Here is a 13,412-nt window from a genome sequence, read left to right on the forward strand (position 1 = left end):
GAAAGATTTTTTAGAAAAAGAAAATAATACTACAGAACTATGTATTTTAGCTATGTTAAAATTAGTCGTATGAAAGTATCGTCGTTTATGCCTGCGGTAACCCAAATGATTTATGATATGGGGTTACAAGAATACTTAGAAGGAATAACATTTGAATGTCCTGCAGTAGCTTTAGAGGAGAAAAAAGTTGTAGTGAAATATAAACTAGAAGGACAAACACTAACTAGTGAAGAAATCAATACGATTTTTTCGAAAACCAAAGCTGAAGGAGGAACTTTATATTATGTAGATGAACCAGTTTTAGAAAATATTGCTCCAGATTTAATTTTTACCCAAGATGTATGTGATGTTTGTCAGATCGATACTGAATCTGTAGCAAAATCAGCTTATAAATTACCAAAGATTCCTGAGTTAATTTCAATTACGCCAAATTCTTTAGAAGATGTTTTTGAAAATGCTTTAACTGTAGCTAAAGCTATGGGAAAAGAAGAAGTGGGAATTCATTATATTCAAAAATTACGAAATCGTATTGCAGCTGTAGTTGACGTTCAACGTGAACATAAAATTCAATCTAAAAGCATCATGTTATTAGAATGGATCGAACCTTTATTTAACTGCGGACATTGGATTCCTCATCAAATCGGTTATGCTGGTGGAATCGATTTATTATCACATCCATCAGGAGATAGTATTGTAATTCCTTGGGATAAAATTGTAAAATATGATCCAGAAGTTTTAATTATTGCACCTTGTGGTTATGGAATAGGAAGAACTTTAGAAGACATGGAGTTTTTAATAAATAAGCCTGGTTGGAACGAATTACGAGCTGTAAAAAATAAGAATGTTTACATCGCAGATTTTGCCATGTTTACACAATCTTCTGCAGGAACTTTAGTTGACGGAATAGAGTGCTTAGCTGCTATGATTCACCCAGAATACTACTCAGTTTCACAAGATTTAAACGTTAAATTCGCAAATTATCACGATTTGTTAGTGACTAATTTATAATTAAACAATACATTTGCCGTGAATTTTGGTTTTTCTTCAATTTTCAATTGGAGAAAATTAAAAGGGAATTCGGTGTAAAACCGAAGCTGTTCCCGCAACTGTAAGCTATATAGCTTGTAACTAATTACTTTTAACCACTGCGAAAGCGGGAAGGTAAGTTACAAGACGCAAGCCAGGAGACCTGCCAAAGTTTTATTTGATAACAAACCTTCGGGATAAAGGTTTTTACAGGGGTATATAATGAAGCAATTTTTATTTTGGGTTATTTGTTTTTGTAGCATCTTTTTAAAAGTTAATGCACAAAAAGACACGATACATAATCGTTTGAACGAAGTTGTAGTTCAGGCGAATAAGAGACTTTTAATGAATTCTAAATCGTTAAAGGTTGTTAATTTGAATGATTCAATTATTACAAATAATTTAGAATCATTTACTTCTTTACTACGTTTTAATACAGCAATTTATTTACGAGAGCATGGAGTTGGAGGAACGAGTTCTGCAAGTTTTAGAGGAACTAGTGCTTCAAATACTGCTGTGATGTGGAATGGAATTAACATCAATTCTATTAACAACGGACAAACAGGATTCAATTCTTTAACGGTAGGATTGTATGACGAATTAAACGTAAGAAGTGGAGGGGGAAGTATAGAATACGGTTCTGGAGCAATTGGAGGAACTGTTCATTTAAATGATGTATTAAAATTCAGAGAAAATAAAGAGTTTACAAATCAGATTGTAAGTGCTGTTGGAAGTTTTAGTACTATTAATAGTTTGTATAAATTGAAATATAGTTCTAAAAAGTACACAGCTAATTTCGGAATTTCTTACAACAGGTCAGATAATGACTATCCATTTTTAAACTCAGAATTCAGAAATTTTAATGGGAATTATAAGAACTATGCAGTCAATTTTTCTAATGCGTATAGAGTTTCAGATGAATTAGTTTTACAGTTTTTCACAACATATTATTTTGGTGATAGATTACTTTCAGGTGAATTACCTAATCCAACTTCTGCAGATGATAAATTTCAAGATATAAACCAAAGGAATTTACTGTCTCTTGAGTTTAAGCGTAATAATTTCAGATTAAATACTCGAGTTGGTTATCTATTTCAGAAGTATAAATATTTTGATGACAAAGATTCTGATGTTTTTAACTTCGGAAGTTCTAATCGTTTATATACAGATATTACTGCTGATTATACTTTTAAAAAGTTTAATGCTACTGTAACGTCGAATACACGATTTGAAAGTGTATACGGAAGAACAGATCAAATTAAAGAGAGGAATAGACGAGAGTTTTCACAATCTTTGATTTTTAACCATAAAATAAAGCGTTTTTTTTCTTATGACATAAAATTAAGAAAGGACTATAATTCAGATTTTGATGTGCCTTTAAGTTATGCTTTTGGATTTAAATTAACTCCTTACAAAGGTTTCTTTTTTAGAGCTAATACATCGAGAAATTATAGAGTTCCTACATACAACGATTTATTTTGGCCAGGTCAAGGTAATTTAAATTTAATTCCAGAAAACTCATTACAAGGAGAATTTGGAATAGGTTTTAAATCTAATCAATTATTTGTTGATGTAGCATATTTCAATATCAATTCAAAAGATAAAATTATTTGGACGCCAAATGGTGATCCGAATCGACCAGGAATTTGGACGCCAATTAATCTAGAGGAAACAAGAAATCAAGGAATTGAATTTGCTGCTAATTATAAGCATTTATTTTTTGATAACATTCAAACTGATCTTTCTGTAAACTACACTTATGTAGATGCGATTAATGAAGCGACAAAAACAGCAATTCCATTTGTTCCGAAACATGTTGCAAATACTAATGTTAGAATGAATTATAATCGCTTTTCGGTATTCTATCAGTTCTTGTTCAATGGTAAAACATATACAACTCAAAGTAATAGCGAAGACTTTGTTGTTAATGAATTTTTTATATCAAATATTGGAGGAAGCTTCAATATTCTAAAAAGAGAAAAACAAAACTTAAGTATTGGTTTTAAAGTCAATAATATTTTAAATGAAGATTATACTATTATTCGAGGTAGACCAATGCCAGGTATTAACTATAATTTCAACATAAACTATAAATTTTAAAAATGAAAAAAATCAATTTTATATTCAAAACATTATTTTTAACTAGTGTTTTATTTTTAGTATCGTGTAGCGACGATGATAACGTACCCGATGAACCTAAGGGAGATTATGAAAAAGGAATATTAATATCTGGAGAAGGTTCTGGAGCAGGAAGTGGTTCTGTTACATTTATTTCTAATGATTATACAACAAAACAAGGTAAGATTTATAATAAGGTAAACGGTGCAGATTTAGGTACCTTTTTACAATCTATGACTTTAGAAGGTGATAACGCTTATATTATAGTTGATAATCAAAATACTATTTCGATAGTAAATAGATATTCATTCCAAGAATTAGGAAAGGTTACTGAAGGATTATCTAAACCAAGATATATTGTTGTAGTTGGTAATAGGGGGTACGTTACTAACTGGGGATCTACAAGTGATGAAACTGATGATTTTATTGCGGTTGTTGATATTAATACTTTTGAATTTATTGAAAAGATAGCTGTTGGTAATGGTCCTGAAAGAATAGCTTTTAAAAATGGAAAGTTATATGTAACACATAAGGGAGCTTTTACAAATAACAATATTGTTTCTGTTATTAACTTAACAAATAATGAAGTGAGTACAATTACTGTTAAAGATAGACCAGACGAAATGTTCTTTAAATCAAATAATGAATTAGTAGTTTTATCTGAAGGAAGAACTTTATACGATTCTAATTTTAATGTAATAGGGCATACTCAGGCTGGAATTGCTACGATTAATTTACAAACGAATGTTGTTACTTCTGAAATTGAATTTTCAGAAGGTGTTCACCCATCTTTAATGGATATAGAAAATGGGCAATTATATTATGCTATTTCTAATGATGTTTACAAAGTAGCTATAAATACAACATCTCCAGCAACTAGTAAATTATTAACTGCAGTTGACGGTTATTTTTATGGAATGTCTGTTAAGAATGGAAAATTATATGCATTAGATGCTAGCTTTTCTGATATAAGTAAAGTCAATATTTTCGATTTATCGTCTAATGAAAAAACAAATACTTTCGATGCACCATTAGGAGCTTCAAAAATATATTTTAATTAAGAAATACTTCTGTAGATAGAAGTCCTCTTTTCTATTAAAAAAGGTTACCTAATTTTAGGTAACCTTTTTATTTATATCAACTTCTTTACTTGTTGTTTTATAATTGCTATAGCAGTTTCGGTTGGACTTTCAATTTGTGAGTAATCTATAAGTAAATTTTCTCTCAATTCTTTTGCTGTTTCACTATTTTCTGCTGTAGTTCTAATTTTATTAGCGATAGCTAATTTTGAGCCGACTACAGCTTTCCAAGTATCCTCATGTACATAAATCTGTTGTACCATATTGTGTTCATACTCTTGTTCAATATTAGCTAAAAGTAAGTGTACATAACTATTAACATCGTCGCCAATAGGATTCACTCTAGTTAACAATTTAGCAGGGTTAATTCGTTCACAAAAAAGTAATAAACGTTCATAGGCTTGTAATTTAATAGGTAAACTTTCTCTTTTTTTTGCGATTAATGCTTCGAATTTCTTTTCGTTTTCATCTCTTTGTAAAAAAGCGCTAAACATAAAATAAGCTACGCCTCCTGCTACTAATGCGGGTAATGCGTAAGCTAACCCTTCCATTATTTTATCTTCCATGTATTCAGTTAATTATTTAAAAAATCTAAAGCTAATTGTGTCATTGTTTTTACACCTAAAAGCATACCACTTTCATCTATAATGAAATCTGGAGTATGATGTGGATATGGATTTTCATTTCCAATTGTTTTTCCTCCTAAAAAGAAATAAAATCCAGGTACTTCTTTTTGAAAGAAAGAGAAATCTTCAGCTCCAGTTATAGCTTTAATAAGCTTAACGTTTTCTTTTCCTGCTACATTGTGTAATGTAGGCAAAACTTGTTTTGTAAGTTCAATATTATTAAAAGTAATAGGATATCCCTTTTCAATTTCAATAGTAGCTTCTGCTCTATATGATTTTGCTATTGCAGGAACCATTTCTTTCATTCTATCATTAATTTGTTTTTGCATTCCATAATCTAACGTACGAATTGTACCAATCATTTCTGCAGATTCAGGAATGATATTACTTCGTACACCAGAGTCTATTTTTCCAACAGTAATTACAGCGCCTTCATTAGTTAAATTAACTTCTCTACTAATAATAGTTTGTAAAGCATCAATAATTTTAGCAGATATCATAATTGGATCAATACCTGTCCATGGTCTAGAACCATGCGATTGTTTTCCTTTTACTTTAATTTTAAAACTTTGAGACGCAGCCATAATTCCTCCAGATTTATAGCTAATCGTTCCAACATCAAAACCAGAAGAAATATGTAATCCAAAAATAGCATCTACATCAGGGTTTTTTAATACTCCTTCTTTTACCATAAGCTCGGCTCCGCCTTCTTCACCTTCTGGTGCACCTTCTTCAGCAGGTTGGAAAATAAATTTTACTGTTCCTTTAATCTGATCTTTATTTTTAGCTAAAATTTCTGCAACTCCCATTAAAATTGCAGTATGTGTATCATGACCACAAGCATGCATAACACCAACATCTTTTCCTAAATAGTTAGATTTAACAGTAGACTTAAAAGGTAAATTATTACGTTCTATAACTGGTAAGGCGTCTATATCTGCACGTAGAGCAACTACTTTTCCGGGTTGTTTCCCTTTTAAAATTCCAATAACACCGGTTTTAGCTACATTTTCTTTGGTTTCTATACCAAGATTTTTTAAATGTTTGGCGATAGTTTTTGCAGTTTTAAATTCTCTGTTAGAAAGTTCAGGATTTTGATGAAAATGTCTTCTCCATTGAATCACTTTATCTTCAATTGAAGTGAAATCTTTATCCAATTTCTGAGATAAAATACTAATAGAAGAAAGCAATAAAATAAAACTTAATAGTGTTTTTTTCATAATAAACTTAGGTTTGAAGAGTATCCAGGTTGTTTTTGTTAGAAGGGTAAATATACAATTTGTTTTTGCAACTGATACTCTTAAAAAATCTAAATAATTGTGAATAAAATTGAGTTTTACTACTAGAAAAAGAGGAAATAATGGTTTAATTTAGCACTGAATTACTTTCAACCTATTATTTATTTTCATTGAATACTTATTTAGAACAACTTAACGAACCTCAAAGGGCTGCAGTATTGCAGAAAGATGGACCAATGATTATTATTGCTGGAGCAGGTTCTGGAAAAACAAGAGTATTAACTTACAGGATTGCTTACTTAATGCAACAAGGTGTTGACCCTTTTAATATTCTATCATTAACCTTTACAAACAAGGCCGCTCGAGAAATGAAAGAGAGGATTGGTAAGGTAGTAGGTAACAGTCAAGCTAAGAGTTTATGGATGGGAACTTTTCACTCTGTTTTTGCAAGAATTTTAAGAGCAGAAGCAGATAAGTTAGGGTATCCGTCAAACTTTACAATTTACGATGCACAAGATGCTGTTCGTTTAATTACGACGATTATTAAAGAAATGAATCTTGATAAAGATCGGTATAAACCAAAACAAATTCTAAGTAGAATTTCTTCTTTTAAAAATAGTTTAATAACAGTTAGAGCTTACTTTAATAATTCTGATTTGCAAGAAGCAGATTTAATGGCAAGTAGACCTAAAGTTGGAGATATTTATAAAGAATATGTAGATCGTTGTTTTAAATCTGGAGCAATGGATTTTGACGATTTATTGTTAAGAACGAATGAATTATTAGCTCGTTTTCCAGATGTTTTAGCAAGATATCAAGATCGTTTTAGATATATTTTGGTAGATGAGTACCAAGATACAAACCATTCTCAGTATTTAATTGTTAGAGCTTTAGCAGATCGTTTCCAGAATATTTGTGTGGTAGGTGACGATTCTCAAAGTATTTATGCTTTCCGTGGAGCAAATATTCAGAATATTTTAAACTTCCAGAAAGATTATCCTGATGTAAAAACATTCAAGTTAGAGCAAAATTATCGTTCTACTAGTAATATTGTAAATGCAGCAAATTCTGTAATCGCTAAAAATAAAACACGTTTAGATAAAGAAGTTTGGACAGCCAATGAGTCTGGTGGATATATCAAGGTAATGCGTACCATTTCTGATGGTGAAGAAGGAAGGTTTGTAGCGCAATCGATTTTCGATAATAAAATGAATCATCAGTTAACAAATAACGAGTTTGCCATTTTATATAGAACAAACGCACAGTCGAGAGCTATGGAGGACGCATTGCGTAAAAAAGATATTAAATATAAAATCTATGGAGGTATTTCATTCTATCAGAGAAAAGAGATTAAAGATTTACTATCATATTTACGTTTACTAATTAATCCTAACGATGAGGAGGCGTTAAAAAGAGTGATCAATTATCCTGCTAGGGGAATTGGTCAAACAACTGTAGATAAGCTTGCAATAGCTGCAAATCATTATAAAAAGTCAATTTTCGAGGTAATTTTGAATATGTCTTCTGTAGATTTAAAAATAAACGCAGGAACAAAAACAAAGCTCGAGAATTTTGCAAATATGATCCAACGTTTTCAAATTGAATCGCAAACAAAAAATGCTTTTGAAGTTGCAGATTTAGTGGTAAAGAAAACACAGTTAGTAAAAGATTTACAAAAAGACGGAACTCCTGAAGGAATCAGTAAAGTTGAAAACGTTCAAGAATTATTAAACGGTATTAAAGATTTTATAACTGATAAAATTGAAGCAGGAGAAGATGCTTCGCTACCAATTTTTTTAGAAGATGTTGCTCTAGCTACTGATTTTGATAGTGATAAAAAAGACGAAACTCCTCGTGTATCGTTAATGACTATTCACTTGGCTAAAGGATTAGAATTTCCATATGTTTACATTGTTGGTATGGAAGAAAATTTATTTCCTTCGGCAATGAGTATGAATACAAGATCAGAGTTAGAAGAAGAAAGACGATTATTCTATGTAGCATTAACAAGAGCAGAAAAGCAAGCTTATTTAACATATGCGCAAACCAGATATCGTTGGGGGAAACTTACAGATGGAGAACCAAGTCGTTTTTTAGAAGAAATAGACGATAAGTTTTTAGAGTATATAGCACCAAAATTACCAGAACCAAAATCAAATCGATTTATAGATGCGGATTTGTTTGGAGATGCTCCTAAAAAGATTCGTTTTCAAAAACCAATTCAAAAGAAAAGAAAAGAGTTTTTAGATAAAAAATCAGATCATTTACTTCCAAAAAAAGGAAAAATGAAAAAAGTTTCAGAGTTATCAGAAGCTAAAGCCAATCTTTTTGATGGAGAAGTTACTGTTGGAAATATTGTAGAGCACAATAGATTTGGTAAAGGTGAAGTTATAGCTTTAGAAGGAAAAGGCCCAAACAAAAAAGCAGAAATTCAATTTGCTACAGCAGGAAAGAAAAAATTATTATTACAATTTGCAAAGTTAAAAGTGATAGGATAATTGAAATTATCTCAAAATAATTGTCATTCAACAATAATTAATATGTCTATAATTGTTAACCGACAATTAATCCTTACTTTGCACTAAATATATTAAAGGAAATGACGTTTGATTTAGAATATAATTCAGGAAGAACAAAACTTATAATACCAGAATATGGTAGGCATATTCAAAAATTGGTAGATCATTGTATAGGGTTACCTACTAAAGAAGAAAGAAATACGATGGCCAAAGCTATCATAGATGTAATGGGAAATCTACAACCTCATTTACGTGATGTTCCTGATTTTAAACATAAGTTATGGGATCAATTACATATCATGTCTGATTTTAAATTAGATGTTGATTCTCCTTACGAAAAACCTTCTCAAGAAGAATTAAAGGAAAAACCTCAATCGATGCCTTATCCAAAATCGGCTTCTAAGTATAGGTTTTACGGAAATAATATTCAAAACATGATTGATGTTGTTTTAACTTGGGAAGAAGGAGAGATGAAAGAAGCCTTAGTATACACTATAGCTAATCATATGAAAAAATGTTATCTAAATTGGAATAAAGATAATGTTGATGATGAAGTAATATTAGACCATTTATACGAATTAACAGACGGAGAAATAGACTATAGAGGTAAAGAAGATGAGTTGGCAGATATTAAAATTTTATTAAAACAAAGAAGTAATCAAGGGCAAGGAAAAAAGAAATCAACTCACAACAAAAATTCAAAAAACAGAAAAAAATAAATGGCATCTTTTAAAATTGAAGGAGGACATCCACTAAAAGGTACAATAACCCCTCAAGGAGCAAAAAACGAAGCATTACAAATTATATGTGCGGTTTTATTAACAGCAGAAAAAGTAATTATCAATAACATTCCTGATATTATTGATGTTAATAAATTAATATTCATCCTAGGAGAATTAGGAGTTAAGATTGAAAAATTAGGAGATAACTCTTATAGTTTTCAAGCAGATGATATTAATTTAAAATATTTAGAAAGCGCAGATTTTAAAAGAGATGGAAGTTCTTTAAGAGGTTCTATTATGATCGTTGGGCCTTTATTAGCTCGTTTTGGAAAAGGATATATTCCTCGCCCTGGTGGAGATAAAATAGGAAGACGTCGTTTAGATACGCACTTTGAAGGTTTCATAAACTTAGGAGCTAAATTCCGTTATAATAAAGAAGAATATTTCTATGGAGTTGAAACTGATTCAGGGTTAACAGGTACAGATATGTTACTTGATGAAGCTTCTGTAACAGGAACAGCAAATATTGTAATGGCTGCTGTTTTAGCTAAAGGAAAAACAACAATTTATAATGCTGCTTGTGAGCCTTACTTACAACAACTTTGTAAAATGTTGAATAGTATGGGAGCTAAAATTACAGGTGTTGGTTCTAACTTGTTAACTATTGAAGGTGTTAAAGAGTTAAGTGGGTGTGAACACCGTATTTTGCCTGATATGATTGAAATAGGTAGTTGGATCGGTATGGCTGCTATGACTAAATCTGAATTAACAATTAAAGATGTTAGTTGGAAGGATTTAGGACAGATTCCTAATGTATTTAGAAAACTAGGAATACAGTTAGAAAAAAGAAACGATGATATTTATATTCCTGCTCAAGAAAGCTATGAGATTCAAAATTATATCGATGGATCTGTTTTAACAGTAGCTGATGCTCCTTGGCCAGGTTTTACACCTGATTTATTAAGTATTGTTCTAGTTGTTGCTACACAAGCAAAAGGAACAGTTTTAATTCATCAGAAAATGTTTGAAAGTAGATTGTTTTTTGTGGATAAATTGATTGATATGGGTGCTAAAGTCATTTTATGTGATCCTCATAGGGCCACTGTTATTGGACATAATAGACAATCACAATTAAAAGCAACAAAAATGACTTCACCAGATATTCGAGCTGGTATTTCTTTATTAATTGCGGCTTTGTCGGCCAAAGGAACAAGTATTATTAATAATATCGAACAAATCGATAGAGGTTATGAACGAATTGTTCCTCGCTTACAGGCATTAGGTGCTAAAATAGAAAGAATAGAAGATTAAATAGATGATATAAATATTTAATTTGAAAAAAAAAGCGACTTATAAGTCGCTTTTTTTTACATTTCTTCGTTGCAAGTATACTCTTGTGGGCAAGCAATAACTTGTTCGCAATATTTTGGTCCAGTTACTCTACCAGCACAATCACAACCACAATATTTTGGATCGATTAAGAGAATTCCGCCAGTTAAAGTTTTCTGATCTTTTTTGGTTAAAACAGATACACCATTAATGTTCAATAAGTTTTTCATAATAAGTTTGATTTATGAGGTTAATAAAATTATCAATTATAAAATTAAAAAGTTTTCTTGTTAATTAAAATATAAATTCAGTTTTTAAATGTTAAAAAATCATTTTTAAATCACAAAAAAGATGTCATTATGACATCTTTTTTGTGATGGCAGTATTCTTGCTTTTAGTTTGCAAACTAAAATTAAAGAAGCGATTTACAATGAGTAAAGATCAATATACTAAAGAAGATGAGTTTAACGATGCTATGAAAAGTGCAGAGTATAAATCAAGTGAAGAGCAAGTTAATGATAATGAAGCAGAGAATAAAGAAGAGGATGTTATAGAAGAAGAAGGAAAACCATCTTTCGAAGAACTATTACAAGGTGAAAAAGATAAATATTTGCGTTTATTTGCAGAATTTGAAAATTACAAAAAACGTACTTCAAGAGAAAGAGTGGAGCTTTTTAAAACAGCAAACCAGGAATTAATGACAGTTTTACTGCCAATTTTGGATGATTTTGAAAGAGCTTTAACACATATTGAAGATGATAAAGAAGCAGAGGAATTAAGGAAAGGAGTTTTATTAATTTATCAAAAACTAATTAAAACTCTAGAACAAAAAGGTTTATCTTCTATTGAGGTAAATCAAGGAGATATTTTTGATGCAGATACACATGAAGCTATAACACAAATTCCAGCACCTTCAGACGATTTAAAAGGGAAGATCATAGATTGCGTAGAAAAAGGTTATAAACTTGGAGATAAAATTATTCGTCACCCCAAAGTTGTTGTAGGACAGGCGTAAAGATTGATCAATTGTTAAAAGTTAATGATAATTGTTCATTCATAATTGAAAAGACATGGCAAAGCAAGATTATTACGAAGTATTAGGTGTAGCTAAATCAGCTACTCAAGCAGAGATAAAGAAGGCATATCGTAAGATGGCTATTAAATATCACCCAGATAAAAATCCTGATAACAAAGAAGCAGAAGAGAAGTTTAAATTATGTGCAGAAGCTTATGAAGTTTTAAGTGATGAGCAGAAGAAAGCACGTTACGATCAATATGGTCATGCTGCATTTGAAGGAGGTGCCGGTGGTTTCGGTGGTGGCGGAATGAATATGGATGATATCTTTAGTCAATTCGGAGACATTTTCGGAGGTGCCTTCGGTGGTGGATTTGGTGGATTCGGAGGTGGAAGTCGAGGAAGAGCTAGAGTTAAGGGAGGGAATCTTCGAATTAGAGTTAAACTTACTTTAGAAGAAATAGCCAAAGGTGTAGAGAAAAAGGTAAAGGTTCGTAGAAAAATACAGGCAGAAGGAGTATCATATAAGACATGTAGTACTTGTAATGGAACTGGACAAATAATGCGTGTAACAAATACCATTTTAGGTAGAATGCAAACTGCAACTACTTGTTCAACTTGTCAAGGAGCAGGAGAGATGATTGACAAACGTCCTAATGACGCTGATGCTCAAGGAATGGTTGTTAAAGAAGAAACGGTTTCAATTAATATTCCTGAAGGTGTAACAGAAGGAGTACAGTTAAAGGTTGGAGGTAAAGGAAACGAAGCACCAGGTAAAAATTCTATTCCAGGAGACTTGTTAGTGTTAATTGAAGAAGTACAGCACGAAGCAATTAAACGAGAAGGAAGTAATTTACATTATGATTTGTACATTAATTTTTCTGAAGCTGTATTAGGAGCATCGAAAGAGATTGAAACTGTAACAGGAAAAGTTAAAATTAAAATAGATGCTGGTACTCAATCAGGAAAAATTTTAAGATTAAAAGGTAAAGGTTTACCAAGTATAGAAAGATATGGTACAGGTGATTTCTTAATTCATATTAATGTATGGACACCGCAAGAATTAACAAAAGAACAACGTAAGTTCTTCGAATCTATGTTGGTAGATGATAATTTTTCACCAAACCCGCAAAAAACTGATAAGTCATTTTTTGATAGGGTAAAAGATATGTTTTCTTAAAAAGAATATTTTTTTATTTTTTTTTGTAGAAAGTTAAAAAAAGTTATATATTTGTAGTGTCTGGAAGACGTTCCAGATACTTTTTCTTTTTCATAGCAATTTTCCCACTCAATCTTTGAGTGGGTTTTTTTATGAAAGCTAATAAGTGAAAAAAATAAATTAGCAGACCAGCCTTATCGCTAGGAATTTATTTCTTAGAGGAAAGTCCGGACACCAAAGAGTAAGCATAGCGGATAACATCCGTCCAGTGTAAACTGAGGACAAGTGCAACAGAAAGAATGTACAGGTAATGCTGTAGTGAAATCAGGTAAACTCTATGCGGTGCAATGCCACGTATATTAGAGCTCGAGTGTTACTCGCACGATTCTAAGGGGTAGGCAGATAGATTTTTGCAGTAATGCACTAACTAGATAAATGATAAGGGCTTTTTTGTATTAAAAAGTAACAGAATCCGGCTTATTGGTCTGCTTTTTTCTTCTAAAATATTTTTTTTATCTCAAAATCTAATGTTTAAAATTGTGAAATTGATAATTTACGTTTTCTTTTTTAGTAAATTAATA

The 13,412-nt window shown here is 31.0% G+C and carries 11 protein-coding genes, 1 other RNA gene and 1 riboswitch; of the genes, 9 read left to right on the forward strand and 3 right to left on the reverse strand.

Annotated features, from left to right (window positions below):
- Positions 1–69 precede the first annotated feature (69 nt).
- The 3 genes from AC2TEO_RS01060 to AC2TEO_RS01070 all read left to right on the forward strand — a co-directional run bounded on the left by AC2TEO_RS01060 (position 70) and on the right by AC2TEO_RS01070 (position 4,205).
- Positions 70–1,008, forward strand: a complete 939-nt coding sequence (locus AC2TEO_RS01060; protein WP_442266333.1) for an ABC transporter substrate-binding protein — start codon at positions 70–72, stop codon at positions 1,006–1,008.
- A 9-nt stretch (positions 1,009–1,017) separates the two neighbouring features.
- Positions 1,018–1,211, forward strand: a riboswitch (cobalamin riboswitch).
- 37 nt (positions 1,212–1,248) lie between these two features.
- Positions 1,249–3,126 (forward strand): TonB-dependent receptor plug domain-containing protein, encoded by a 1,878-nt coding sequence (locus AC2TEO_RS01065; protein ID WP_442266334.1) that lies wholly within the window; start codon positions 1,249–1,251, stop codon positions 3,124–3,126.
- Positions 3,127–3,128: 2 nt separating this feature from the next.
- Positions 3,129–4,205, forward strand: a complete 1,077-nt coding sequence (locus AC2TEO_RS01070) for a YncE family protein (protein ID WP_442266335.1) — start codon at positions 3,129–3,131, stop codon at positions 4,203–4,205.
- A 71-nt stretch (positions 4,206–4,276) separates the two neighbouring features.
- On the opposite strand, the gene AC2TEO_RS01075 is transcribed toward AC2TEO_RS01070, so the two are convergent.
- Positions 4,277–4,789, reverse strand: coding sequence for a DUF7935 family protein (locus tag AC2TEO_RS01075; protein ID WP_442266336.1), 513 nt, complete (start codon positions 4,787–4,789; stop codon positions 4,277–4,279).
- A gap of 8 nt (positions 4,790–4,797) precedes the next feature.
- Positions 4,798–6,069, reverse strand: a complete 1,272-nt coding sequence (locus AC2TEO_RS01080) for an amidohydrolase (RefSeq protein WP_442266337.1) — start codon at positions 6,067–6,069, stop codon at positions 4,798–4,800.
- Positions 6,070–6,257: 188 nt separating this feature from the next.
- On the opposite strand from AC2TEO_RS01080, the gene AC2TEO_RS01085 reads away from it, so the two are divergent.
- The 3 genes from AC2TEO_RS01085 (at position 6,258) to murA (ending at position 10,639) form a co-directional block, all read left to right on the forward strand.
- On the forward strand, positions 6,258–8,585 hold the full coding sequence (locus AC2TEO_RS01085) for an ATP-dependent helicase (RefSeq protein WP_442266338.1): 2,328 nt from the start codon (positions 6,258–6,260) through the stop codon (positions 8,583–8,585).
- Positions 8,586–8,686: 101 nt separating this feature from the next.
- Positions 8,687–9,325 carry a DUF4290 domain-containing protein gene (locus tag AC2TEO_RS01090; protein ID WP_442266339.1) on the forward strand — a complete coding sequence of 213 codons (639 nt, stop codon included), beginning with the start codon at positions 8,687–8,689 and terminating at the stop codon, positions 9,323–9,325.
- A complete protein-coding gene (gene murA / locus AC2TEO_RS01095) occupies positions 9,326–10,639 on the forward strand; it encodes a UDP-N-acetylglucosamine 1-carboxyvinyltransferase (protein WP_442266340.1) in 1,314 nt (437 codons plus the stop codon). It abuts the gene before it with no gap.
- Between the two features lie 56 nt (positions 10,640–10,695).
- On the opposite strand, the gene AC2TEO_RS01100 is transcribed toward murA, so the two are convergent.
- Entirely contained in the window at positions 10,696–10,887 is a 192-nt protein-coding gene (locus AC2TEO_RS01100; protein ID WP_442266341.1) for a hypothetical protein, read from the reverse strand.
- 200 nt (positions 10,888–11,087) lie between these two features.
- On the opposite strand from AC2TEO_RS01100, the gene AC2TEO_RS01105 reads away from it, so the two are divergent.
- From AC2TEO_RS01105 to rnpB, 3 genes are all read left to right on the forward strand, one after another.
- Positions 11,088–11,672 carry a nucleotide exchange factor GrpE gene (locus AC2TEO_RS01105; RefSeq protein WP_442266342.1) on the forward strand — a complete coding sequence of 195 codons (585 nt, stop codon included), beginning with the start codon at positions 11,088–11,090 and terminating at the stop codon, positions 11,670–11,672.
- A gap of 55 nt (positions 11,673–11,727) precedes the next feature.
- Positions 11,728–12,852 carry a molecular chaperone DnaJ gene (gene dnaJ / locus AC2TEO_RS01110; RefSeq protein WP_442266343.1) on the forward strand — a complete coding sequence of 375 codons (1,125 nt, stop codon included), beginning with the start codon at positions 11,728–11,730 and terminating at the stop codon, positions 12,850–12,852.
- A gap of 159 nt (positions 12,853–13,011) precedes the next feature.
- Positions 13,012–13,327, forward strand: an RNA gene (gene rnpB / locus AC2TEO_RS01115) — RNase P RNA component class A.
- Positions 13,328–13,412: the final 85 nt, after the last annotated feature.

It is taken from the genome of Tenacibaculum aquaeponti (genome assembly GCF_057221555.1).